Here is a 25,883-nt window from a genome sequence, read left to right as displayed (position 1 = left end):
ACGGCACTGAATTTTATCACAAAAAACTTGCAAAAATTTGCACCCAGGGCTTGCTTAATCTCTTTTTCTGCCTACTTTTGCACTCCCAACCCAGAAGATCAATGCCCAGATGGCGGAATTGGTAGACGCGTTGGTCTCAAACACCAATGAGGTAACACTCGTGCCGGTTCGACTCCGGCTCTGGGTACTAAACGGGACTTTGGCGAGAAATCGTCCGAAGTTCCGTTTTTTATTTTAGCTAAATCGCTGTTTAACTGATAGATAAACGAGGCCACCTCGTTGATTTTTCCGGTTCGATAGCCGTTTTCTGAAAATATGAGCTTTTCAGGGAATATCGAACCAATGATCTCCCGCTTCAATTTGATGTCCGCTCCGGTATAGGTCTTATCAAGCCTGAAAAGCACCGCCAGCACCTTTTCAATCATCTTTTCCAACCCCTGAAGACCTCCTGCATTGTTTGTCAACTCGGTTAATCTTGCTTCCAACCTCAGCAGCTTGTCTTCAATCTCGGTTTTGATCGTTCTGTAATCTTTGGGATCGATATCTGAGGACAACAAAAGTTCTCTGGCTTTTGCGAGCCTGTTATTAAGCGCATCAATTTTGTCGAGCAGTTGCCGCTTTTCATTTTGAGATGTTTTTGCTTGATCTGAAAACTCATCGGTTACCAGTTGCCGGAATATTTCGGCCGTCGCTTTTTTTGGTGTGAATTTTTGTAGTTCACTAACAAAGGCATCATTGACGAGCTCGGCTGGATAACGACATCCACAAGATGCGACACAGTGGTAGTAGTGGTAACGACCGTTCCGGCCTTTCGAAGCACTGGCTGTCAGCATACGGCTGCATTTGGGGCAACCCAAAAATCCCCTGAGCGGGAACATTTCGTTGGACAGCTTTTTCACGTTCGGCCTGTGCCTTTTCCGTTTTCCATCGATTGCGTCCTGCACGTCGTAAAATAATGTTTCCGAAATCAGCGGTTCGTGCTGGCCATCTGCCAAGCGGTATTCTTCGTCTTTATAGCCCTTCACCTCGATCTTGCCAAAGTAAACCGGGTTCTCTAGCGCTCGCCAGAAACAGGTTTTGCTGCATTTAAGCCCTTTTCTATGCGCTTGCCTTCTGACTTCTTCCACGGAATATATGCCCTTGGCTACCTCTTCAAATGCCCATTTCATTAGTCCAGCATATGGCTCATGGATCGCTATGTACTTTCTTCCGCTCTCGGTGATCCTGTTCACGTAACCAACTGGTGCCACACCCATATACCTTCCCTCCTTTCTGGCCCGCCGCATGCCATGAAAAGTGTTCAGAGCCCTGCGGTCATTCTCTACTTCGGGCGCAGCCAGGTAAAAGGCCAGCATCATTTTATTTTCGGGGATCGAAAGATCAAGAGGCTGTTCGATCGCCTGCGGCTCCACACCCACTTTTCTCAAGATGCTGATCATTTGATAGGCGTCGCCCGCATTCCGGCTAAAACGGTCCCATTTCGTAAAAAGCACCAAGTCGGTTTTACCTTTCGACTTTTTCAGTTCCGCTATTAGTGCTGACCACTGGGGGCGATCAAAGGTCTTGGCCGAATGATCTTCGTAAATGACCTTTCTGACATCTATCCGGTTGATCTCACAATATTTCCTAAGTACCTCCTCTTGGCCCCTTTGGGAATATCCTTTGTCTGCCTGCTCGTCGGTACTGACCCGCACATAAAGATCCGCTATTTTCATGCCTTCATTGTCGATGAATGTTGTTATTAACTCCTCCTTCTAATGGGTTGGTGCGTATTAGCCATGCCTTTTAAGCACCTGACTTACTGCTATTTTAGCCATTCTCCTTAAAAAATCCAAGATCAACGCTGCCTGCTCAGTTGTAATTTCCAGACCTTCCTGTTTATACAACTGCACTATCTTCTGTAGGGAAATCCCACTTTTACCATTCTGCTCCATACCCCTCCCTGCTTATTTGTGAATCAGGAAGCTAGTAATGATAGATTGTTTGCAAGTTCTTATCGTTCCCTACGGAACAATAAGAATGCTTTAAAGGGTTGTGAAGGAAAAGGGCCTGAAAGATCGAAGCCCTTTAGGAGAAGTCTTAATAGTCCGCGAACACATGACCATTATATTCGCTGTACCCATCTAAAAACAGGTCGCGGGCGAAAGCCTCGTAGTCAAAGTACTTTTCCAGCGTAGATGGCACGCCAGACAGCAGTCCCGTGTCTTCGACATATTGATAAGCATATTCGAGTGTAGCGTCTTTCCCTGAGCCGCCGAAGAAGCCCCGGTAGCTTTCTTGGAAGCTTTCGAGCTGGTCATCAAGCTCGTACCCGTTGGACGGCCAATAGTTGATCTGTTTACAGTAAATCTCGAATGCCTCGGCAGTCTCTTCGTCCATTTCACCGGTGGCTTCAAAATAAGCGAACGCTTCTTTATGAAGGCTACATTCCGATATCAAGAAATCCGGGATGTTTTCCCAGTCCTGGAACATGAGCTCGGGATCAAATTCATTGCGGTGGAACTCGTAGCAGTCTTGCAGAAATTCTTTCAAGTTTTCATAATATGAAAGCTCAAACCATTTACCAAACAGTGAGCCATTGTTGTACTGGCCATAGGTTCCAACATAGATTCTTGGAGCATTTTCGAGATTTCTCATGATTGAAAGGCATTTAAGTGCTTTTGGCCCGGCTTTGTGCTCAGGGCAATCGCTGCCTTCCACTCAATGAAAAAATGATGGGGCTCGTCCCCTTGATTGCAAGCCCATCGGGCGGTTTAAGGTGCGGCTGGCTAATGCGGGTTCAGCTAAAAAGCCGGATGACGAAAGTGCAGGCTTGCAATCGTCATTTTTTGCTTTGTAAATTTCGTTTGAACTGATCGCATCCTTTAGTGATTCTTACCAGCAGTCTGGGCATCCCGCAATAGGCTATTTAGTCGCGTCTTCCGCTAAATTCTAATCGTTGCCATCCGCTCTTCAAATACCGCCTCAGCCGATTCCAACAGGCGTAACACCCGATAGGAAATTGAATGAACTTCTTGTTCGCTGGTCCGATAGTCCGGATTGTATCTGGCCCCGAGATATGCGTCTTCCAGAAGCTCTAAAAGCCTTTCCTCATCCAGTGAGCCGCCAGGAAAGATATCATTTAGCTGAGGTGCTAATCTATGATTAAACCTTTTAAGTGATCTGATGGAATGCGTGCGCCGTTCGCTTCCGTAGAGCGCAATAGCAGTGCTACGAAATGTCGTTTCAGCAGCTTGCTGCAGCATAAACATCGATAGCACATACTCACTTACTTGATAGTAGTACGCTGCTCCGTCAAAAAACTTTCTGGCTTTGCTCATTCCGGTTGTAAACGCGTGTTTTGATTTCTCGATGAATTGGCTGAGGGTTTCGGGGAGCATTTTGGGTAGTGGCTTAGCGCTCCGTTGGTATACCAGGTTTTCGGTCGTACAGGCCAAAGAGAAATATACTTCTCCGCTGGTTAGCGCCTGATAAATATCCAACAGTTTGTGAACTGAGCAGCAGAGCTTTTCATCACTCATACTAAATAGCTCAATTATGGACTGGTGTTCTTTAAAGGGCTTTTGGCTATCATCGGCAAACATAATCAGCAGATCCGTATACAAGCACCGGCAAGCTTCTGCTCACGCGAACCTCGGTTTTCGTCTGTTGCTAAGTTTACCGTCTCCATAGGTTTCTCTTTTTTGGCAAAAAAGAAGCCGCGACTCCACGTACCGAACCACAACAAGTTGTATACTACCAATGGTCATTGATAAAACACTTTCTATTGCCTGTTGACCTTCGCGCAGATATTTCCTTTATTTGTAACCATGAGCACAGCAACAAAACCCAATCATATTGGTCATAAGATCTCACGCATCCGCGAACTACGCGGACTGAAGCAGGAGTTCGTGGCACACGAACTGAAGGTCAGTCAGCAAACGGTGTCGAAGATCGAACAGAGTGAAACTGTTGATCAAGAATTGCTCGAACAGATCGGTAAGATCCTTGGGGTTCCTGCTGAAGGAATCAAAAATTTTAGCGAAGACGCTGTGTTTAACATCATTGGCAATACAGTTAACAACCATGATAATGGTTCACTGTTCAATTATTTCCCCACGTTCAACCCGATAGATAAGTTGGTTGAACTTTTCGAGGAAAACAAAAAGCTCTATGAGAGACTACTCGAAAGCGAGCGAGAAAAAGTTGAGCTACTTAGAAACAAGCAATAACAAAGACGCCGCATCAACGCGGCTTTTTTGTTATTGATGAGAATCTACCTACTGACGACGCTTTCTCCCGCGCGGCTTGCCCATGTATTCAGGCTTTGGTGCTTCTGTCTCAATAGCCAGCTCGAATCCTTTGGTAGATTGATCGAAATCAAATGTCGAGATTTTAAAAATCAACTTTTGGCTTTCAAAATCAACTCCGCCTTTTTTCAATATAACAGCAAGCGGAATTACGTGTCCCCGTCCACTTTTTTCGAACGAAAACGTCTGATCTGAATTGGCGGCTGGAACAAGGAAATTGATCGCCTTCAGGATTGGAACAACAGTTATTTGGGAGACAGTTCGGGCGAATAACCCTTCCGAGGTTTCAGCGTAGTTGCGTTTGAGTAATTTTCGTCGCAGAATTGGGAGAAAAGGGTCCCCGATTATGTGCATTGTCAATACGGTTTGGCGCTCACATAATTTACTGAATTTCAGAAAAATGAACAATATTTTTCTTTTCAAATTTCAACCGCACAACGGGTTTACTTTGTGTACTTTTCTCTTGCCTTATGTCCAAAGCTGCCAATGGCATAAGAGTAGACCGTGGAAATAGCCAAAGGGTTACTTACCACCCGGCGCCTTCACGTTTACCGATATTTCACAAAAAATGTTTCTGTCATAGCGATGATTCTTGCTGTGTCAGATTCCTCAAGCCAATAAAAAATAAGAGGGCTTGCCAAACGCAAGCCCTCTTATTTACTAGCCTATCTCAATCAGCCTTGGGCCTTTTTGCTTCGCCTTTTCCTGCTTGGGAATCGTCAGGTGCAGCAAGCCGTTTTCATATTTTGCCGCTATGTTCTCGACATCGACCACGTCTTTGGGAAGAACGAAGGTTCTCTGGAAAGACTGGTAGCTGAACTCCCTGCGACTGTAACCATCCTGATCAGACTCCTGCTGGTGCTCTTTTTGAGAGCTGATAGAAAGCATGTTGCCGTCCAGCTCAACCTTGAAGTCGCTTTTGTCCATTCCAGGAGCGGCCATTTCAACATCGAAATTATCCCCTGTCTCACGGATGTTTACCAAAGGCACCGTTGTACTGGTAGCTGAATAGTTATTGTTGCCCCAGTTAAAAAGTTCGCGGCCAAAGAAATCGTCGAACAGCGCCGGGAATGCTGTGGGCAATAGCCCGTTCCTTTTGATGAGTGACATAATCAACCTCCTTTTTAAAAAGTTAAACAATGAGTAATGAACTTTCGGCCGGCGTTGATCGCCCGCCTAACCCTGCTAGTTCAAAGTGTGTTCCAAGCTGGATTTGGCGGAAATTCTTTCAGGGTTCTGACATTTTTACACTGCAGAAAACTGACAAACTTGGCAGTATCGGAAATTTTTGTTAAACAGGTTTTTGAAAAATTCATTCATTTTTTATTTTCGCGGCAAGAAGAGTGCGTAGGCCGAATGAGGCATTGCAGCCATTCTTTAATAAATGAAACTTAGTGATAACTTTTGTTTGTTAGATTATGTCTCTTTTTTGTCCAATTTTCAAAAAGTACAACACTTATTCCATTTGCGGTTTACTTTTCATGGCCGGACTCACGGCAAATGCACAGGCACAGTCTTCGGGTAAACCTATCGGAAGTTCTTTTCAAACCAACTTATTTAATCTGGAAGCCAGCGCCAATGAGCCATTCCGGTATTCGGCAACACTAAAAAATGGGGCTGGTCAGCCAAAGATCTATGCTTTGGACGCGAAAGTGCCCCCCGGCTGGCTAGCATCTTTTCGCACCTTGGGCAGCCCCGTCACCTCGGTCCGTCTCGAAGCGGGCGCAACGCAGGAGATATCCGTGGAACTGAGCGCAAGCCCTTATTCCAAGCCGGGAAAGTATGCCATTCCCGTAACGGCTGTTTCGCCGGTCGACACGCTTAGGCTCAATCTTGAAGCAGTTCTCAAAGGGGCTTACAAGATGGAACTAACGACCCCTTCGGGACGACTCAGTGAAAATGTTACCGAAGGTAGCCTAGAGCAGATCGTATGCACCATCAAGAACACGGGCACCCTGCCGCTTACTAATGTGGAATTGTCAGCCCAGACACCCCCGAAATGGCAGGTCACCTTTGAGCCGGCCAAAGTGGAGCGTATAGACCCCTCCGGTTCTATCGATGTAACGGCCAAGGTGCATGTTCCGGACAAAACAATTGCCGGGGATTACGTCTCCACCTTTACGGCTAAAACCCAGAACGCCAATGCCGATGCTGCTTTCCGGATCACCGTTAAGACTTCCTTACTATCCGGCTGGCTTGGCATTCTCGTCATTTTACTTGCTATTGGACTAATATTCAGGTTAATAAGAAAGTACGGCAGACGATAAACAGTATGGAAAATCCTGTCATTGATTTAAAGGGGTTGACTAAGTGTTATGGTTCTCTGAAGGCAGTCGATGATCTCAACCTGAAAGTCGAAAAAGGCGAGATATTCGGTTTGCTAGGCCCAAACGGAGCAGGAAAGACTACAACCATCCTGATGATGCTCGGGCTTACCGAACCCACTTCGGGCAAAGCGCTGGTCTGCGGAATCGATGCAACGACCAACCCCATCCTGGTAAAACGTAAAGTGGGTTACATGCCCGACAGCGTCGGCTTTTACGAAAACATGACAGCCCTTGAGAACCTGGTATACACCGGAAAACTCAACGGTGTCCCTGGAAATGAGGCACACCGCCGCGGGCTGGATCTGCTGGATCTGGTCGGCCTGGGCGATTCGGCCAACAAAAGAACGTCCGTTTTTTCCCGCGGCATGAAACAAAGGCTGGGGCTCGCGGAAGTTTTAATCAAGCGGCCAGAAGTAATCATTCTCGACGAGCCCACGCTCGGGATAGACCCAGCGGGCGTTAAAGAATTCCTTGATCTGATACGCCAGTTGAGCAGGGAACAGGGATTGACCGTCTTGCTTTCTTCCCACCATTTGCACCAGGTGCAGATGGTTTGTGACCGTGTGGGTATCTTCGCTGCCGGTAAAATGCAGATGGAGGGAAATATTCACAAGCTTTCACAGGCCCTTTTTGCCGACGACTCCTACTCGGTGAGCATCACAGTGAGAGAACCTTTACCAGCCTCTTGGGAGCATAGTGACGGACTGCGAAACATCCGGGACGTACAAGGTTTGCGCATTACTGAAAACCTCGTGCAGATTGCGTGCAGTCCGGATGCTACGCCCGACATTGTCCGCTTCTTTGTCGCCAAGGGCCTGGATGTAATGGGTGTCCATAAGCGGGAATTCGGACTCGATGAGATTTATCAAAAATACTTTGACAACCATTTAATTGAACACAATGCCGATGAAAAGTCTCGCAGCATTTTCAAAAGGTACATCAATAAAAAGTGAGCTGGCCGCGGACTCAACCACCACCTTTCGGGTGGTGGTTGACAAAGAAATGACCGATCATATCCGTAGCTGGCGGCTTATCCTACTGCTGGCCTTGCTGGCGCTCACATTTTTCGGGGCTTTGTATGTTTCACTGAACAATATCAGAAGCGTAGTTTCAAATGCTCAGGACCCGGATAGCACATTTCTTTACCTAAAACTGCTTACCAGTACAGACGGCGCGATGCCCCCCTTTCATGTATTTCTGAATTTTCTCGGCCCATTGCTCGGGATAGCGCTGGGCTTCGATGCGATCAATTCCGAACAGAATAACGGCACCTTGATTCGCCTAATGGCTCAGCCTGTATACCGCGACAACCTGATCCTGGCAAAATCTGCGAGTGCGTTAATCCTTGTAGGCACCCTGTTTTTTACGCTCGTCTTGCTTATGATTGGCGCAGGCTTGTATATCACAGGTGTTTTGATCGAACCGGTCGAGGTACTCCGAATTTTCACCTTCACCGTCGTGGCTGTCGTCTACGTCGGATTTTGGCTGAGCTTGTCGATATTGTTTTCGATCGCGTTCAAACAAACGGCCACGTCCGCACTCGCAGCGATCGGCGTGTGGCTATTCTTTACCGTATTTTATCAGATTGTTGTCAATTTGGCAGTCGCCGCTTTCATTCCCAGGCAAACCATACAAACCGAAGCGGAAATGGTCGGCTATAATGAAATGGTACTGAATATACTCCGCCTGGCGCCAAGCCAGCTGTTTTCCGATGCGACGACTACCTTGCTGATGCCGTCGGTGCGAAGCCTCGGCCCGATGACAATGGAGCAGATGGCGGGCGCTATTCCTTCACCTCTTCCATTTACGGAAAGCCTGATGGTGGTCTGCCCCCAATTATCCGGGTTATTAGCCGCAACTTTTCTTTGCTTTGCCTATTCTTACTACTTATTCATGCGGAGAGAGATCAGAAGCTAGGATACGTGTAAGGAGATAGCAATTTGCAATAAGGTCAACTTCTACGGCTTGAAATACGATTCATGTTCATTTGACTTTCAACATTCTGCCACTCAATGCCACCAATCGCCGCCAACACACAAACCGCGGGCTTTGAATACTTCTTTGATGGTTTCGACGGCATTGAGCACTTTTAGGGAAGTGCTGAGGAGCAAACTGGCAAATTATCTCCCGGAGCTCAACGACCTTTGCTCCGGCGTACAGGCTATAGTGGCCTATGCTTTTATTTACGGATAGGTCTGATGATGGAGTGTCGACTTAATTCTTTGCAGTATTAGCTGTTTGCTCCCTGGTTCGCCCATGTTATGGTTTAAGTAAACTGCTAGCTCACCAGTCAATCGGCAAATCTGAGAAAGCGTTTTTTGTAAACTTCGTATCTCAAAACTTTCAAACACCAAAAGTCTGGTTAAACCTGTAAGGAGCTTGAAGCCTCGACTGCTATGCTCCCACTGCGCCGAAAGCATCAGGTGACCTTTGGTCTTTAGGGCTGCCAGCGACAAGACACCTGCAAGTTGTTCAAGGATTTAGATCGTGTCAGCAGTTGCCTTCGGAAGCCTCCTTTTCTCCGGCCGTTTGAACGCATGTCCAGTGCTAATGTCAAAAAGAATTGGCTTGCTGAAAGCCCACTTTTTGATAAGCTCGTTGATCTGGCTTTTCTGGTCAGCACTTACCCAGACCGTGAAATGATCTTTTTGGGCAGTGCCTTTCTCCTTATGCGGTCTTGGCTTTGGGGTTCTCATTTCCATATGTCTTTCTTGATAAGCTATGAGCCGCAGGGCGAATAGCAGGGGTCCAGGGGTTTTCCCATGGCCAGCTCCCGCCGGGGAGTCGCATTTCGCGACGTACCGGCGATAGCTGGCTAAGGAGAAAACCACCGCGCAGGATCTTTCCTGACCGTTTCTGGCTCAAATATTCCTTTAAATGATTTTTCTGGATTACTTTTTGACTCTTTGGAGCGCTTTTTGACTCTTAATGCCCCTTAAAGACTCCTTTGGAGCGCATTTAGACCTTTCTGTATCACTTTTGGATCAATTTTTCCTCTGCAAAGGCACTTTGACCAATTTTCGTCGCGAATCGAATTCGTAATCAGGCCTACAAGGGGTCTTCGCTAGCGAGTTGGCCAAATGGAGTATCGATTTCAAAAAAGCGACGCGGCCTGAATCATCTCGCGGCTTTGTCCCAGTAGCTGAGCGGTGGGTCGTAGAGCGAACAATTGCCTGGACTAATTATTTCCAACGTGTTGTCAAAGACTATGAGTACACAGTATCTTCTTCTGTTAGTTGGCTATATTTGGCCAATATTCAGTTAATGTTACAGCGCATTCCGAAAGGAGGCCAAATCTAATTCCCAATACACTCTTAGTATATAGCTTTTGTCGATATTATTTCATTCTTGAAAGGAAATTATTGCTAATTAGATTTTTAAAAGCCGGGACTTACTATTCTGCTCTTGTTGGCTGATACTGTTTAATTTTTCCGATATTTCAGTATAACTCGTTTGTCCTCTCCATGTGGATAGTAAAAATAGAGCAAGAATTTGTCAAATTATAGCCACTGTAAACTAATTATATAGTACAACTTGCGATATTCGAACGAAGTAGAGTTTATCAATCAAAACTATTTAACTCTGTTGCGGAAATCACGTGAATGTATAATAGTTAAAGTGTTCATCAGATAATTATTGATTTATAGTTCGTTACAAAATGTAGAAATAAAATTCACAATATTTTGTAAAAAAAAAGTTACAAAACTTGCTGTTATAAATTTGATTAATAAATTTGCACACACAGTTACTTGTTATCGCCCATTCGTCTAGGGGTTAGGACATAAGAATTTCATTCTTAAAACAGAGGTTCGAATCCTCTATGGGTTACTATATTTCGTATATATGTGAGCGTTATTTTCTGCGACTCACAATCCCAAACGATAGATCCTGAAGTATTCTTGGAATCTATCAACTACCTAAACTAGGAATTCGTTAATGCTGACTCTGGTCTGACAATCGTCAAACTAGTAGAAATTCTTTTTGCTTAATAATCTGCTTGTTACATCGGAGTATCAATCGCATCGCTAGTCGACACGACTGTTAGCTCTAAAATTTGGTGACACGTGTTTAAATGGCGGGAGAACCATGGCAATGAAACTCGAAGATTTTAGTCAATCGCCGATCCCTAAGGCTCATTCTTGTAACGATATTGGAAGTCGTCCTGCAAACTCCAAAGAAACTGTACAGTAGTAAATTTTTATTCATTTAAACCTTGACTTCGGGAAAAACAGTAGTAAAGCCAACCATGTCAAGTTTCCTCCAGGTAGGAAATACGACTCTTTGAAATTAGTTATTTTGAAATTTTAAAACTTAAACGATGAAAAAGCTAAAAAAACTTTCAATTAGCAAAGAGGTTATTGAAACCCTTGATAAAAAAATAATGAAGAATGTGATAGGCGGTATAACTGGAACCTGTAGTGGTGGTTGCAATACTGCAAATTCAACCATTACACTTTGCACGTCGAATCCTGCCGGTTGTGGAACTTGCACCAGCGGGTGTCCATGTAAGCCTCGCTAATAGTAGGCTTACGAATAGCGTAGTGCACTAATAAGCACCTGTCGTTGGTTTTTAACGGCAGGTGCCTCATAACATAAATAAGGGAAGATATGGCTCATTCAGGTGCAGAAAAGAATGATTTTTCGAGGTCTACATCATTACTTTGGTGCTTATTCATTGCACCCATTTTTCTTTGTTCGATATCCAATAACAAATTCTTTTACGCATTGAAAGAAAATTCTGTGGATATCTCTGGACTGCTATCAACTAGCAAAAGCAGTGGTGTAGATGAAATGAGAAGAACTTTAATCACTTTGGATGCTAGTGTGATTGCTATTGGAGAGCAGTCTCATGGTACAAGTGAGTTTTTTCGGTTACGTTCACAGCTTATAGAGATGCTCTCCGCTGATAGTCAAGTTTCCAAAATTGGTCTTGAGGCCCCTATGGCTGAGGTTGAAGACTTGAACCTCTATCTACTTGAAAGCCAGGGGAATGTTGATAAAATTCTAAAAAGCCTGAGACTATACAGCTATGAATGTGAAGAATTCAAAGATTTCATCAACAAAGTCAAAGAAATTAATCAATCAAGAAAGAAAAAAATTACCTTTTTTGGGTTCGACATGCAGAGTCCATTTCGGTCGTTAGAGAAAATAAATGAGCTGTCGTCTGAGAAGGATAAAATTCCTTCCGACACAATAAAGAAATTGTTGTATTATTATTCAATGCTTAACGATCAGGTATATTCTCATAACTTCTCGGAGGAAGACTTTGATTCACTTAAACATATTAGTAAGCCGATACTTTCTAGCTTAGAGCTCGCTTCAAGAGATAATAAGGTTTTCCGATATGTGAAAAATTATCACCAATTTCTGCACCTAAATGATCCAACGATAACAAATCATGATGGATCTATACAATCGGAAATTAGAGATTCTCTTATGGCTCTAAATATTGAAAATGAAGTAGTTAGTGGCGGAAAAGTTGTGGTTCTTGCTCACAATGGACATGTCCAAAAGACAAAAAATGTATTCTCGAAATCCATGGGATTTTTTTTAAGAACGCGTCTGGGTGGAAAGTACCAAACGATTGGATTAACAACATATCGGGGCACATATACTGCTTTTAATCAAAACGATGGTAAGATTACTGACACTAATCCTATCGCTACTCCCCAACCTGATGCTTTCGAATATTATGCAGGGAAAATTGGATTTGAAGTTTTTTTTGTCAATAACGCAAAAATTTTAAAGGAAACGAGAAGGGAAGAGCGACCGAGTAAGTATAAAATGATGGTATATGGATATACGCAAGATCAATTCACTAGGGGAGATATTTTCGAAGACTTTGATTATTTAATTCACATTCAGAAGACTACAGGAAACAGAAGCTTTTATCTTAATTGAAAATAATTAATATGGAAAGAATGAGTCGTGATGTCGCAGCGCATATTGCTTCACAAAATGGGTGGCTGGAACAGATAAATGTTCTCGGAGGAAAAGCAGGTCAGATTTTATTATATGCGTATTTATATGAGGAGTTTGGTGATAATGAATATCATGAAAGAATATATGAACTTGTTGAGCAAGGAATAAATCAAATAGAAGCCCATCTTGAGTCTTCAAGTTTCATGGATTTTAGTCATGGTGGTGGTATATCGGGTTTTCTGTTGACATTGAATCATTTATGTGAACGCCGAATTATCGAGGAAGAGTTTGATGAAATTATAGATGAGAGGGTTCAGAAACTGATTCTTGATTCACTGAGGATGGATATAGAAACGGAGAATTATGACCCACTTTACGGTTATATTGGCAAGGGTTTGTTTTTTGTAAGCAAGAAAGAAAAACCTTTTGCGCAGACAGCATTCAATCAGATAGTTGATACGTTGTTTCGTACGAAAATAGTTGATAAAAAAGGCAACTATACATGGTTGGACGTCAGAAACGCCGGTAACCTTGACGAGCGTGGCAGAGCACATGTGGTCTATGATTGCGGTTTGGCCCATGGGGTTTCCGGGATTATCACTTTTTGTGCAAGATTATATGGCGTTATTGAAGACCAGAAACGGAGGGAGCTGGTTAAAGTGATGGTTGAGCGGTCTACATTGTGGCTTCTCGATCAGCAGCGAAATGATGGGTTGTTTATGTTTCCATATGCGAAATTTGACGATCCAGATGACCCCGGAAGTAGACCGTACAATGCTCGTCTTGCGTGGTGTTATGGTGATTTGGCTGTTTCAATTGCTGTTTACAATGCTGCTTTGGTTTTAGGTCAGCAAGTACTATTTGATAAATCCAAGGAGATTGCTCTCAATGCTGCAAGAGTCGATTTTTGGGAATCCGGTGTAATGAATGAAAATGGTTCTTCTGACCCGTCATTTTGCCACGGGTCGTGTGGGATTTCATATCTTTTTTTAGCTCTTTTTGAGTTCCATAAGGACGCTTTTCTGTTTGAAGCCTATGAGCGGTGGAGAGATTTTACACAAGCGGAGGTTAAACAGCGACTTACCAATTCTAATTTATATAGCGAACTGTCTGGAAATTCTGAGGACTTTGGATTACTGTATGGTTATGCGGGAATCGGACTTACTGGTCTATCCTATTTGTCGAATGAGACGCGCCCTTGGAGTCAGATCATATTACTTTAAGCTCAGCTAGTTAATTCAATATTTAAATGTACGGCGTTCTATCTAATTCGAAGGTGAGACTTGGACTTCTTGAATTTGGTGATATTGATCAGAGCTACGATTATCATGGCTTACTCGACTACGTTAAAAGGGCGGATGCGCTCGGCTATAGTCGAATTTGGTTTGGTGAACACTATTCATCCAACCTGGCCTTTACGAATCCCGAGCCATTGCTTCCAGCACTAGCGGTAGCCACGGAAAGAATCAGGCTTGGCATAGGTGGGATGTTGCTAAAATATCATGCGCCTTATCGTATCGCGTCGCATTACAAGCTTTTAGCTAACATGTTTCTAGATAGGATTGATCTTGGTTTATGCAAGACGTCGCTTCCAAACAATTTTGCTAGGATCTTGATGGGATGCGGATCTAATGAGTACAATGAGGAATTCGATTTGAAATTGGACGAACTGCAGATGTACCTAGATGACAGAGGTGTTATTGTAGTAGACGGGGCAGTTAAAATACCACCTTTCCAGAGCCATGCATTGCCTTCTTTATGGATGCTTAATTCGTCATTCGAGGAGATTAACAAATACCCTAACAGGGGTTTGAACTTTTGCAGGTGCCTTTTTCATAGTTCGGGCCGTTTAAGGCCGGCGGAGATCGACATTCTTCGGAACCGTAGAGGGAGTGGAAATGCCGTGGCGATAGCTCTTTTCTGTTCGGAGGATCGAGGTCGAAATATCACTTTTGAGAATGACTTGCGTAGTCGTCCAGGAGTGGTGCATAAAAACTTGCTTTGTGCGACACCCCAAGAAGCCAGAGATTATATTATAGAACTGAAAGAAGAAGCGGAATTCGATGAGGTTATTCTCTTGAATTTGGGCCGAACCTATACGGAAAAATGCATGATTATTGAGTTACTGCAAAATCAATTTAAAAATGAGATTGTTTAGCAAATCGGTTGTACGTGTACCGATATTTCCTGTGAGTTGCCTGCAGGATTTGGAATATCGAATTTTAAATGAGCTACCGTTGGATTCTGAGCTGGTGGATACTTTGTTGGAGGCGGTGTATATCGGTTCGCCCGAGTTCTATGAATTGATAAGGAACGACCTTGATAGCGGGTTTATCTTCCGTGACGAGAAAATCAAGTTGAGCGTTCTGAAATACGTTAATCGGATGTGCCAGCGTGGAACTCCATTTGGTACAATGGCTTACCTATCTATTCTGGACCTTGGGGATACTTCTGGTGATATTAACCTTGAGACTGACGGGTTAAAACGAGTTGTCAGGTTAGACAGTGAAATAGCTGTTTCTCTGTTGGCTTTGATTGAAGCGAAGCCTGAATATATTGATGCCATTCCTCTCTACCCGAACAACTCGATTTATCAGATTGGTGGTAAATTGAGATTTGTTGAGACAACTAGAAACGGGGGGGCAAACAAATATAAGCTTGCATCAGTTGATTCTGATTCGGTCGTTAAGAGAATTCTGAAATTTGCCAAAAAGGGAAAGGACCGAAGTGCGCTGCGGCAATTCGTTCATGATATCTTTCCCGAAGGAGATCCCGAGGATATTACTGATTACTTGGAAGACATTATCGCCAATAATATTTTGGTGTCGTCTTTTGGATTGAATGTTTCGGATACGGACGTTCTTTGTAAGATTGAAAGTTTTCTTGCTAGATATGACGGTAGGCCTACTAACTTTCATACCTATTTGATGGACAGTATTAGTAACTTGCGAAAGCTTACTGAGGCGAGTCGAACCTGTTCTCCTACTCAAGCGATAGCAAATTACAAAGCTATACGCGAGATTGTTTCGTCTCTTCTTGGTCGCGTTGATCCAAGTAAATCTGTTGTTCAGGTCGATACGTTTAAGAACCTTTCCGCCAAAATTAGCAAAAAGATACCACATAGATTAGGGGCGGTTTTGAATGCAGTTTCCCAAATTAATCCACTTTACGAAAGTGAAAACTTTAACGCGTTTAAAAATTCGTTCATCGAGCGATACGATAGTAAGCCGGTAAAGCTAATGGAAGCATTGGATCCGGATATAGGCATAGGGTATCCGGTAGCCAACAATATTCAAAATGAGGGGAATGACCCTTTGTTGTCCATAGTTAGCAGTACGTCAAGGGATCGCTCAAACACTCTACAATATTACTTTAATGACTGGCACCGATTCCTTATTGGCAAGTATCAGGAAGCCAAGTTGATGAGGGTAAATGAGATACGACTTTCGCTAGCCGATTTGAAGGCTTTTGAGGTGGAAGGAAAAAAAAGTCTTCCGCCAGCTTTTACAGTGCTTTGCAAACTTAGCGCTTCTGCAGCGTCGGACCTGGATCTTGGACATTACTTGATCCAGGCGTTTGATGCTCATGCACCCTCTGCCGCAAATGTCTATACCCGATTTACTCATTTGGACACGACTTTTGAAGACTTTGCAGGGCAGCTCATCAATGAGCAACGGAAGGATTCGGAATACATAGATGTTGAATTCGAACATATTGGCCAGGTAAGAACTGCCAACGTGGCCTTAAAAAGAATTTCTCGCAAGAAGAGAATAAATATCACTTGCAGTCCGGTTCCAGACCGGATCGATGACTACCTGCCGCTGGACGACCTTTATTTGCATCATATGGATGGCAGATTGTTCCTTTATTCCAAAATGTTGAAGGAGAACATTTCTCCGTTTATGACGTCTGCGTACAATTTCAGTATAGATGATTTGCCTATTGTGAGTTTTATCGGGGATTTTCAACAGCAGGGAAATCAAAATAACCTACTATGGGATTGGGGACCGCTTCGGGAATTTGACGACTTGCCACGTGTTTTGATTGATGGAAATGTCGTCGCTTCACCCGCCTTCTGGACAATTAGGAAGCGAGACTTAGATGTAAAAAGCTTTTCGTCATTTGTCACGAGCTTTGAACGGCTTTGCGAAAACAAGTCTGTTGTCCAAAGAGTGCTCTATGGGGCCGCAGACAACCTTCTTCTGCTAGATCTTAAAAACGTTATGTATCTTCAAATCCTCTACAAAGATATATTGCGTGCTGAGCACCTACTATTTATAGAAGACATCCATCAGCAGTGTGGAAACTTTGTTGGCTCTAAGGGAGGGGTTCATTCTAGTGAATTTCTATTCTCGTTCGCAACTGAAAACCCGCATCCAAAGGCAACGACTTTACCAAAGAGGCTCGCTACTGCTGGGTATACGAGCCATATTCCACTAGATGATTGGGTTTACTTTAAGCTTTATTTCGGCTCTTCCGCAGCTGAACAGCAGATCATGAAGATGCTGGATTCTTTGATCCAGGCAGGGCGTAGGAAAAACCTAATTGATAGGTGGTTCTTTATGCGCTACGAGGATCCGGAACCGCATATTAGGGTCAGAGTCAAGAAGAAGTTTGATGACTCTTTAAACTGCCTAATTGGGATCATTAACAAAGAGATTGGGCCAATGTTGAAACAGGGATTGCTTCGGAAAGTACTATATGACTCGTATGTTCCTGAGCTGGAGCGTTACGGCATGCAAAACATGGACTCGATAGAAAAAATTTTTCAGATAGATAGCGAATTTGTTTTGGTATTTAGGAGAATGTTTGACCAGTTCAGGCCGAATGACGAACTAAATTGGTTGGTAGGAATGGCGACGATCGATTTGTACACCTCACTATTCTTTGCGAATCATGAGAATGAAGAAAGGGAGAATTTTTGCGTTAGAATTAAGGACTCGCTTAAAGCGGAGTTCAACTTCTCGATCGATTCGTTTAAAAGGTTAAATAAATTCTTTTCAGATAAGAAGGAGTTGTTTAAGAAATTTATGGATGAAAACGATGAATCTTATGCTTCACTTCGTAAACTATTGAATCAACGGAAGGTGCGTCTCAGGAGGGAAATCGAGGGAATCGAATGCGATCAAAGTGTTGTGTTTAGCGTTATTCACATGTCGTTTAACCGACTTTTCCCCATAGGACCTCGCAAGAATGAAGCGATATCTTATGATTTTTTTTGTAAACATTTTCTTAAGACTAGGTCATGAATTCAGTCAGCTCTCTGATTCCAATCTACGTAATAAATTTAAGGTCAAGGACCGACCGGAAGGAACATATTATCAGAGAATTCGGAACGAAATCAGAATTTTATCTTACGTTCATTGAGGCGGTCGAGCACAAAACTGGTGCGGTTGGGTTGTGGGAGAGCATGAAACTGGCAATAAAGCAAGCACAGGCCTCCAATTTTGACTACGCGATAATCTGCGAGGACGATCATGTGTTTACCGACAGCTATAATCGTGAGAGTTTTGAAAGCAATATCGACTATTGCATTTTTCAGGATGTGGATATCCTTCATGGGGGAGTGAGCTTCTGCGATTTTGGCGTTCAGGTGGCGCCGGGACTATTTTGGATAAAGCAGTTTAGAGCAACCCAGTTCCTGGTTGTTTTCCGATCAATGTACACTAGAATTCTTAACGCAGAGTTCCAAGAAATAGATTCAGCAGATGGGAAGCTGTCGGCTTTGGCAGATACCACCTTGCTAGTCTACCCTTTTGTTTCCAAGCAGCGAGAGTTTGGTTATTCGGATATTTTGCCTGCTGAATATCGACGCCTTGAATCCGTGACGACCTTGTTTGACAATGCCGAAGCAACGTTTAGAGAGTTAGCCTCTGTTTCTGACTTCTATCAACTTACTTTTGAGAAAGATGGACAATACTGAGCTTGAATTTCAAATGCCTGTTTTTATTCTTCACCCGGATGGCGTGCGTCTGGACGAAATTCGGGCTCAGTTTGAGGATAGGTCCGAATTTACTCAATTCTATGTCCCGTTGAACGGGCAGCAAGTCAATGCACAATCCTTGTGGGCAGGTATTACAGAAGCAGCAAAAATCGCCGCTCAAAACGAGGATGACGTGTTTGTAATTTGTAGTGAACGACATCGATTTTCGGAGCATTATGCTCCCGCAACCTTTCTGGATAAAATTGTAGAGTGCCGCAAGAGAGGTTCCGAAGCTATTTTTTTCAATATAGGCGCGTTCGATCAGATAGTCCCGCTCACTTCCACAATCTTTTGGATAAATCACCTAATATGTTTCGACTTTGTCGTTGTCTTCCGCGAATTACTTGACAGGATCTTAGCGTCGGAATTAGATGCCGGAGACCGCGTTGAGGACAAAATTTCTGCCCTGACCGACTACATGCACGTCGTCTATCCATTTATTTCCAATCCTGATGAGAAATCCGTTCCGGGAGGCGGCCTTTTAGAACGGATTAGGCGAGGGACGAAACAACGTTTTGAGCTAATCAAGTTCGTAAAAGAAAGGTTCCTGCCGGACTATGACGGCAAGAAGGCCAGTGAACTCGCGGAACTAAGCAACACCTATGTCCGAGAATATCCGAATTATATTGGAGCGATAGAGCACTTTCTCTCTATGGGGAAGGCGACCGTTTCGGATGTTAAATTCATCAGCCATTTGGGAACTGCTACATCGGCGCAGCGAGTCAATAGGATTGTAGTACTAGTTCCGTTTTACAATGTTGAGAACTACTTGGATGAGTGTATCAATTCAATTGTAAATCAGGATTATTCGGATTTTACCGTTATTTTTTTAGATGATAGTTCCACTGACAATAGCATTTCTAAAATCCCTGATTTGCCAAACTGCCGTCTCATTACATCAACGCAGCGATCATATGCTTTGGCAAACATATATATGGGATTGTGTTCCTTTGATTTTAAAGACGAAGACATCGTAGTTATTGTCGACGGTGATGATTTTTTAAGACATAATCAGGTGTTCAAGAAAATAAATTATATCTACGAGCACGAACAGTGCCTATTGACTTATGGTCAATATTGTTCAACTACAAACCAGCTCGGCCATTGTCGGGCATACAACGAAGAAGAGTTCGGAAATTTGAGAGAGCTGGACTGGCGCGCGTCGCATTTAAAAACATTCAAGTACTCACTTTTTAGTCGATTTGTTAAGCTGGATCCGGAAGTGAATAGTTTCCGTAATTCTACTGGGAGTTTTTTTGAGATGACCTATGATGTGGCGCTGATGACTCCGCTTATGGAAATTGCGGGGTTCGAAAAAATATACTTCAACGCTGATATTGTTTATGTTTATAGGATTCATGAAAACAATGACGCAGTAAGGGATATCGCCCTTCAAAATTCCATAGCGACTGAAATAAAATTCAGGAAGAGTCTTGCAGCGTTAAACTAGTTAAGAGAGCCGTTTGGCTACTGTGAGCATCATTCTGGCAGCCAGAAAATGAGCGTTTCTGCGTAATCCTAATTTGTCGAAACATGTTTTTATGAAAGCGTTTCCTTTTTATCCACAGCCTGATCAGATGGATTGCGGTCCGACTTGCCTAAGAATGATTTCCAAATTCTATGGAAAGCATTTCAGCGTCCAAACGCTTCGAGAAAAGGCTAAAATAAGCAAAGACGGGGTTTCACTCTTGGGTATTGCAGAAGCCGCTGAGTCAATCGGCTTCAAGACAGTCGGCGTCAAGCTATCGTTAAGCAAACTTTTAAAGAATGTGCCACTACCGTGTATTCTGCATTGGGGGCAGAATCATTTCGTTGTGCTACATGAAATAGAGAAGAATTCGGATACAATACCTCGGCAAATGCTAGCCCGGATATGGGGAGGTCGAAGAAAAAATGAGGACCTTGATTCATTCCTTAGTAGCCGATCAGCCAATAACAATGCGGCATCGGTGGAAAACGCGTCGTTTTCGCAAACAGTAACTTTTCGTATCGCGGATCCGGCGCAAGGTATGCTTAGATACAATCTTGAAGAATTCTGTGATAATTGGCTTAGTGGCTTTAATGACGACACAATGGAAGGTGTTGCACTTCTGCTGGAGCCAACACCGAGACTATATCAAGAGGAAGACGAGGCTCGTCAAGGGGCGACCTTTTTGCAACTTATTGAATATTTATGGCAGTACAAACGGCTGATATTGCAGTTAGGTTTAGGAATGTTGATAGGTACCCTCTTTTCCCTTATTTTACCCTTCCTCACACAATCAATCGTAGATGTTGGCATTGGGACGCAAAATTTGGTTTTTATCAATATTGTGCTCGCCGCTCAAGTAGTTTTATTGTTGAGTTCCACATCTGTCGAGTTTCTAAGAAGTTGGATTCTTCTACATATTAGTACTAGATTGAATCTGACAATTCTGTCCGACTTCCTTGGGAAACTCATGCGATTGCCGGTGTCATTTTTCGATGTTAAGCAGTTTGGTGACATCATGCAGCGCATAGGGGATCAGCATCGAATTGAATCTTTCCTCACTGGTGCGACTTTAAATATTATGTTTTCGATATTTAATGTTGGAATTTTTGGTTTAGTGCTTGCTTTTTATAGTATTCCAATCTTCATTGTCGCTCTCGTTGCCTCGGGTATTTATTGCATCTGGGTCCTTTTGTTTCTGTCACAACGTCGAAAACTGGACGTTAAGCGGTTTCAGGTTTCATCAAGAAATCAAAGTCAGTTAGTACAACTGATAACCGGAATGCAAGATATCAAGCTTTCGGGAGCCGAAACATCGAAGAGGTGGGAATGGGAGCGAATTCAGGCTAAGCTTTTTAGATGGAACATAAAAAGTCTGTCACTATCGCAAATTCAACAGGCTGGAGCAATAATGATAAATCAGGGTAAAAATATTCTGATCACCTTCCTCTCTGCAAAGGCTGTAATGGACGGGCAGATAACATTAGGAGGAATGATGTCTATCCAATACATTCTAGGCCAGTTCAACGCACCTATCGAGCAACTCATAGGCTTTTTGCAATCATGGCAAGATGCACAAATGAGTATGGAAAGACTTAATGAAATACATCGGCTGGATAATGAAGAACCTTCAACCACAACCTATCGGAGCGATTGGGATTTTGGACAAGACATCGTTATTAGTAATCTAACTTATACTTATCCTGGCGCAGGAAATGAAGCCGTGCTTCGAAATATTAATTTACGCATACCACATGGAAAGACAACTGCTATAGTAGGAACAAGTGGAAGTGGTAAAACCACTCTGCTGAAATTACTGCTAAGGTTTTATAGCCCGGAAGAGGGAGGTATTTCTTTGTCGAAGGGAGACGTAACAAATGCAGGATTAGCGATGTTTAGGACGAATGATCTTCAATTGGAGACTATTTCGCATAGTGCTTGGAGACAAAAGACCGGTGTTGTGATGCAAGACGGATTCATTTTTTCGGATACAATTGCTAGGAACATAGCAGTTGGTGAGGAAACTATCAGTGAACAACGACTATTCAACGCGGCTGTCACTGCGAACATTCATGACTTTATCCAATCGCTGCCGGCTGGTTACAATACGAAGATAGGGTTGGAGGGAAATGGAATTAGTCAAGGCCAAAAGCAACGTATACTCATCGCCCGGGCAGTGTACAAGAACCCGGACTTACTTCTTTTTGACGAAGCGACAAACGCCTTAGACGCAAGTAATGAGGCAGTAATTCTAAAAAACCTTGAAAACTTTTTTCAGGGGAGGACGGTGGTTGTTGTTGCACACCGTCTTAGCACTGTAAGAAATGCCGACCAGATTATCGTGCTGGAGAACGGTGAAATAGTGGAAAGCGGAACTCACAATGATTTGGTGGGTTTAAACGGCAAATATCGTGAGTTGGTGAGCAATCAGCTTGAACTGGCAAGGGGGTGAAATAGGGGAGCAAAATATCTGTGCTGGATGAAAGAGACAATATTCAAGGAAGTTCGTAGTGAAGAGGTACATGAAATCATAGACCGCCCGCCGCATTGGATGCTGAACTGGGGAATGACTATGTTTTTCATAGTCGTCGTTCTCTTGGTTGTTGGAAGTTGGGTGATCAAATTCCCCGATGTGGTAAATGCGAGTTTCACGTTGACTGCAAAAGATGCGCCAAGGCATGTAATAGTCAGGTCGGACGGTAGGATAGCCAAAATTTTAGTGAGGGATAATGACGTGGTTACTAGAGGTAGTAACATAGCCTTCTTGGAAAGCACAGCAGACCACGTACAGGTACTCGAGCTAGCTATGCTAATCGATAAACTGGAAAGTTCGGTCGATAACAATTATTGGAAGTTCTTAGAAGGGCAAAGTATTCACAAGTTCAAGGAGTTGGGTGAAATTCAGCAAGACTACGAAGTCTTTCAGAAACGTATGCTAGAGCTTACCACAGTGCTTCGTGGGGGGCTTTTTGAAAAGAAGAGACTTTTATTAGATCGAGATTTGGCTGACCTGCAACTACTTGAGGATAACTTAGAGGAGCAACTCCGTCTTCAGACGGAAGATCTAAAATTGGCGAGGGAGGAATTCCGTATACAAGAAAAGTTGCAGAATGAAAGAGTTATTTCTCCACTAGAATTTAATCGTGAAAAGGCCAAACTGCTCACTAAGGAAATGCCACTTAAAAATGCGACCTCTGCGTTAATCCAAAATCGAGCTGTACAAACAGCAAAAAGCAGAGAAATACTCGAATTGGCTAATGTTGTGGCCGAACAAAAGGCGAGTTTTCGACATGCACTTCAAACTTTCAGGAGTGTAATTGAGAGCTGGAAACAAAGATATGTAGTCTCCGCTCCAATCACGGGAAAGGTTTCATTTTCAGGTCCCTGGCAAGAGCAGCAGTATTTGCATGCTGGCCAGGAGTTTTTAACGATCGAACCAGGAGGGAATCAGTATCAGGGATTAGTACGTATTGCTCAGGCAAGCGTTGGTAAACTACAACGCGGACAGCGTGTCATGATAAAATTAAATGGATTCCCGTTTCGGGAGTACGGCATGGTTGAGGGAGTCTTGTCTCAGCTCTCCGTGGTGCCGGGAAGCGATAGCGTCTATTGGGGTTTTGTCCAGTTGCCCAATAATTTAACAACGCTCTATGGAAAAAAGCTGGAATACCGCAACGGGCTGACCGGTACTGCTGAGATCATTACTTCTGACAGACGTTTGACGGAACGGCTAATTTCGAACATCCGGAACGGGAAAAGTATCTGAAAATATACAGGCAGCGAGCAGCAGCCTCCATTAATTTCTCAAGAATTTAAATTTGGTCCACCATGCATATTCATTATCTTATCCTTGCCCACAAAAACTTAAACCAGACGGACAGGCTGATACGGGCGTTGGAAGGTAAAGAAACAACTTTCTACGTACATGTAGATAAAAAGATAAATGCCGGGGAATTAAAAAAAACGGATTTCTTTCGCAGAAGTGATGTGAAAATTATTAAGAACAGAAAAAATGTTTCTTGGGGTGGCTATAGCATTGTAGCTGCTACGCTTGACTTAATGCGACTGGCACTTGCGGAAAGAAGACAAGGATATGTTGTTCTGTTGAGTGGTCAAGATTTCCCATTACGGCATAACGATAGCATAAGGACCCGCCTCGCTAAGGATTATGGAAGCGAATATCTTCACTTTTGGCAAATCCCGCATCACAAATGGGATAACGGAGGAGTCGATAGATTCAGTTACTTTTGGTTTGTAGACCAAATTGGAATTGAGAGAAGTTGGAACCTATACTTTCTTCAGAAAGAGAATGGCTTGATTCGAAATTATTTTGATGACTTCCCTCCCTTTGGAGGATCTCAGTGGTGGTGCCTGACAACCGAATGTATTGCATATATTCTGCGTTTTTTAAAGTACAATCCTGTTTTTTCAGAGTTTTTTGAGACGACTTTGATACCGGATGAAATGTTCTTCCATACAATTATCATAAATTCTGAATTCAAAGATTGTGTCACCAACGACAATCTGAGATACATAGTCTTTGAAGACGAGAAGGATCACCCTGAATGCCTCGTAGAGTCTGATTTCGAATCGCTGACTGGCTCCAATAAGTTGTGGGCTCGGAAATTTGACGTTAATCTTGATTGTGAGGTTCTGGATAGACTCGAAGCCCATATTGACCTAAACAGGTGAAAAATGTCATCCTCAAAAAGCTTGATTATAATCATAACTTATTACCGATGGTAAAGCAGCTTGTTGTTCAGTCATTATGGATTGAGCCCCTGATTGGTGATCTTCAATTGTTGTGTCTGACGTCCTTTATTCAAAAGGGTGTTAAGGTGCATCTGTACACCTACACGAATATTTTGAATCTACCTGATGGAGTGGATGTATTCGATGCAAATGAAATAGTTGACCGATCTTGCATTTTTAGGGATGTTGTAAATTCTTATGCTACGTTCTCCGATTGGTTTAGAATAAAACTATTACACGAAAAAGGAGGTTGGTGGGTGGATTGTGACGTATTTTGTGTTCGGCCATTCGATGTTGATGTACCTTATGTTTTTGCAACCGAGGTATTTGATTATTATGGGGAAAAAAATCTCCGGATATGCAACGCTGTCATAAAGATGCCGAAAGGAAGCCGGCTGGGTGAGCTTGTTTTGTTGGATATTCTGGAAAGGTTAGAGAGAGACGTCCCGGAAGAAATACCTTGGACCGAGATCGGGGCAAAGATTCTGGACTCTCACATTGCGTCGCTTGGTTTGACAGCTTATATCGTTAGCTCGGAAGTGTTTTGTCCCATTGATTATGAGAATTACAAAGAGTTATCTGAGAAGGATGGCATGGTTTTCACTGAATGGACTTATGGGGTCCACCTCTGGAATAAAATGTGGGAATGGAATAACCATGTACAGCCACTAAAACATTCGAAAGAGAATTCATTTCTGGGGAAGATGATGGATGTCAACAATCGATCTTAGATTCCTAGAAACCTCAACTTATTATTGCCGCTAAATAAGTAACTGCATATTCCGGAGCAAACAGGTTCAGTGTCCCTCTTGATGAACCGTTCAATTCCGTACAACACTCGCAGTCGCGACGGTGAGATCACGATCCCGGCCGCGAATGTAAAAAGTGTTCTTGGAATTTTGAAGCCTTACAAAATCGGGAAAGCTTACAAATGCGGGAAAGCTTACACTATGAGCATGGCCATCAATCGTGTTTTTTCCATATTAGCTTTTTAATGAACCAACTTTAAGGTTAAGTACAAGTCTGTGCTACTCGCGTTCATTCCTTTAGATATTCCTGCGAAAGTACGCCAGTGTTCCTGAGCAAAGGTCGCCAAAAATTCCTGGGCAAAGTACGCCACCTGAAAGTGGCTTGACATCACT

General features: G+C 43.3%; 20 protein-coding genes, 2 tRNA genes and 2 pseudogenes. 17 read left to right on the top strand and 7 right to left on the bottom strand.

The genetic code is table 11. From position 1 onward, the window contains the following. The first annotated feature begins 103 nt into the window (after positions 1-103). Positions 104-187, top strand: a tRNA-Leu gene (locus CLV60_RS30580). 748 nt (positions 188-935) lie between these two features. Here CLV60_RS30580 and CLV60_RS35095 read toward each other — a convergent pair. From CLV60_RS35095 to CLV60_RS30565, 3 genes and pseudogenes are all read right to left on the bottom strand, one after another. Then, positions 936-1,715: pseudogene (locus tag CLV60_RS35095) on the bottom strand (recombinase family protein); the annotation flags it as partial. Between the two features lie 364 nt (positions 1,716-2,079). Then, a complete protein-coding gene (locus tag CLV60_RS30570; RefSeq protein WP_106599211.1) occupies positions 2,080-2,637 on the bottom strand; it encodes an antirestriction protein ArdA in 558 nt (185 codons plus the stop codon). A 287-nt stretch (positions 2,638-2,924) separates the two neighbouring features. Beyond that, positions 2,925-3,605 (bottom strand): HEPN domain-containing protein, encoded by a 681-nt coding sequence (locus CLV60_RS30565; protein WP_229211202.1) that lies wholly within the window; start codon positions 3,603-3,605, stop codon positions 2,925-2,927. A gap of 204 nt (positions 3,606-3,809) precedes the next feature. On the opposite strand from CLV60_RS30565, the gene CLV60_RS30560 reads away from it, so the two are divergent. Next, the gene (locus tag CLV60_RS30560; RefSeq protein ID WP_106599262.1) at positions 3,810-4,211 is read left to right on the top strand and encodes a helix-turn-helix domain-containing protein; all 402 of its coding nucleotides are present in this window, start codon (positions 3,810-3,812) and stop codon (positions 4,209-4,211) included. A 48-nt stretch (positions 4,212-4,259) separates the two neighbouring features. Here CLV60_RS30560 and CLV60_RS35170 read toward each other — a convergent pair whose 3' ends face one another. The 3 genes and pseudogenes from CLV60_RS35170 to CLV60_RS30550 all read right to left on the bottom strand — a co-directional run bounded on the left by CLV60_RS35170 (position 4,260) and on the right by CLV60_RS30550 (position 5,399). After that, the gene (locus tag CLV60_RS35170; protein WP_445438696.1) at positions 4,260-4,421 is read right to left on the bottom strand and encodes a hypothetical protein; all 162 of its coding nucleotides are present in this window, start codon (positions 4,419-4,421) and stop codon (positions 4,260-4,262) included. 78 nt (positions 4,422-4,499) lie between these two features. Next, positions 4,500-4,627: pseudogene (locus CLV60_RS35165) on the bottom strand (IS982 family transposase); the annotation flags it as partial. 322 nt (positions 4,628-4,949) lie between these two features. Beyond that, the gene (locus tag CLV60_RS30550; protein WP_106599210.1) at positions 4,950-5,399 is read right to left on the bottom strand and encodes an Hsp20/alpha crystallin family protein; all 450 of its coding nucleotides are present in this window, start codon (positions 5,397-5,399) and stop codon (positions 4,950-4,952) included. A gap of 308 nt (positions 5,400-5,707) precedes the next feature. Here CLV60_RS30550 and CLV60_RS30545 point away from each other — a divergent pair, with 308 nt between their 5' ends. The 3 genes from CLV60_RS30545 to CLV60_RS30535 are packed head-to-tail and all read left to right on the top strand — an operon-like array spanning position 5,708 to position 8,533. Then, positions 5,708-6,556 (top strand): COG1470 family protein, encoded by an 849-nt coding sequence (locus CLV60_RS30545; RefSeq protein ID WP_106599209.1) that lies wholly within the window; start codon positions 5,708-5,710, stop codon positions 6,554-6,556. Between the two features lie 5 nt (positions 6,557-6,561). After that, the gene (locus CLV60_RS30540) at positions 6,562-7,569 is read left to right on the top strand and encodes an ABC transporter ATP-binding protein (protein WP_106599208.1); all 1,008 of its coding nucleotides are present in this window, start codon (positions 6,562-6,564) and stop codon (positions 7,567-7,569) included. Beyond that, positions 7,523-8,533: an ABC transporter permease gene (locus CLV60_RS30535; RefSeq protein ID WP_106599261.1), complete on the top strand. Its 1,011-nt coding sequence runs from the start codon at positions 7,523-7,525 to the stop codon at positions 8,531-8,533. The genes CLV60_RS30540 and CLV60_RS30535 overlap by 47 nt, the downstream gene beginning before the upstream one ends. 563 nt (positions 8,534-9,096) lie before the next feature. Here CLV60_RS30535 and CLV60_RS34170 read toward each other — a convergent pair. Further along, positions 9,097-9,312: a hypothetical protein gene (locus CLV60_RS34170; RefSeq protein ID WP_146151626.1), complete on the bottom strand. Its 216-nt coding sequence runs from the start codon at positions 9,310-9,312 to the stop codon at positions 9,097-9,099. A 1,060-nt stretch (positions 9,313-10,372) separates the two neighbouring features. Between CLV60_RS34170 and CLV60_RS30515 the strand changes: the two genes are divergently transcribed. The 12 genes from CLV60_RS30515 (at position 10,373) to CLV60_RS30460 (ending at position 25,472) form a co-directional block, all read left to right on the top strand. Then, positions 10,373-10,444: transfer RNA gene (locus CLV60_RS30515), tRNA-Glu, on the top strand. A gap of 490 nt (positions 10,445-10,934) precedes the next feature. Next, complete coding sequence (locus CLV60_RS35090) at positions 10,935-11,135, top strand: TIGR04149 family rSAM-modified RiPP (protein ID WP_106599205.1); 201 nt, start codon at positions 10,935-10,937, stop codon at positions 11,133-11,135. Between the two features lie 206 nt (positions 11,136-11,341). Next, the gene (locus CLV60_RS30505) at positions 11,342-12,517 is read left to right on the top strand and encodes an erythromycin esterase family protein (protein ID WP_170118908.1); all 1,176 of its coding nucleotides are present in this window, start codon (positions 11,342-11,344) and stop codon (positions 12,515-12,517) included. 11 nt (positions 12,518-12,528) lie between these two features. After that, on the top strand, positions 12,529-13,761 hold the full coding sequence (locus CLV60_RS30500) for a lanthionine synthetase LanC family protein (protein ID WP_106599203.1): 1,233 nt from the start codon (positions 12,529-12,531) through the stop codon (positions 13,759-13,761). A gap of 26 nt (positions 13,762-13,787) precedes the next feature. Beyond that, positions 13,788-14,696 (top strand): LLM class flavin-dependent oxidoreductase, encoded by a 909-nt coding sequence (locus CLV60_RS30495; RefSeq protein WP_106599202.1) that lies wholly within the window; start codon positions 13,788-13,790, stop codon positions 14,694-14,696. Beyond that, the gene (locus CLV60_RS30490; RefSeq protein ID WP_106599201.1) at positions 14,683-17,787 is read left to right on the top strand and encodes a lantibiotic dehydratase; all 3,105 of its coding nucleotides are present in this window, start codon (positions 14,683-14,685) and stop codon (positions 17,785-17,787) included. The genes CLV60_RS30495 and CLV60_RS30490 overlap by 14 nt, the downstream gene beginning before the upstream one ends. Next, positions 17,784-18,461 carry a glycosyltransferase family protein gene (locus tag CLV60_RS30485; protein WP_106599200.1) on the top strand — a complete coding sequence of 226 codons (678 nt, stop codon included), beginning with the start codon at positions 17,784-17,786 and terminating at the stop codon, positions 18,459-18,461. The genes CLV60_RS30490 and CLV60_RS30485 overlap by 4 nt, the downstream gene beginning before the upstream one ends. Next, entirely contained in the window at positions 18,448-19,971 is a 1,524-nt protein-coding gene (locus CLV60_RS30480; RefSeq protein WP_106599199.1) for a glycosyltransferase family 2 protein, read from the top strand. The genes CLV60_RS30485 and CLV60_RS30480 overlap by 14 nt, the downstream gene beginning before the upstream one ends. A gap of 91 nt (positions 19,972-20,062) precedes the next feature. After that, positions 20,063-22,441 (top strand): peptidase domain-containing ABC transporter, encoded by a 2,379-nt coding sequence (locus tag CLV60_RS30475; protein ID WP_106599198.1) that lies wholly within the window; start codon positions 20,063-20,065, stop codon positions 22,439-22,441. Positions 22,442-22,468: 27 nt separating this feature from the next. Then, a complete protein-coding gene (locus CLV60_RS30470) occupies positions 22,469-23,755 on the top strand; it encodes an HlyD family secretion protein (RefSeq protein WP_106599197.1) in 1,287 nt (428 codons plus the stop codon). Between the two features lie 62 nt (positions 23,756-23,817). After that, positions 23,818-24,681, top strand: a complete 864-nt coding sequence (locus tag CLV60_RS30465) for a beta-1,6-N-acetylglucosaminyltransferase (RefSeq protein ID WP_106599196.1) — start codon at positions 23,818-23,820, stop codon at positions 24,679-24,681. Next, positions 24,678-25,472, top strand: coding sequence for a capsular polysaccharide synthesis protein (locus CLV60_RS30460; RefSeq protein ID WP_146151625.1), 795 nt, complete (start codon positions 24,678-24,680; stop codon positions 25,470-25,472). Before CLV60_RS30465 ends, CLV60_RS30460 begins: the two co-directional genes overlap by 4 nt. Positions 25,473-25,883 lie beyond the last annotated feature (411 nt).

The sequence above is a fragment of the Dyadobacter jiangsuensis genome (genome assembly GCF_003014695.1).
Lineage (GTDB): Bacteria > Bacteroidota > Bacteroidia > Cytophagales > Spirosomataceae > Dyadobacter > Dyadobacter jiangsuensis.
The sequence above is the reverse complement of the archived record's forward strand: the minus strand, read 5'-3'. Positions and strand labels throughout refer to the sequence as shown.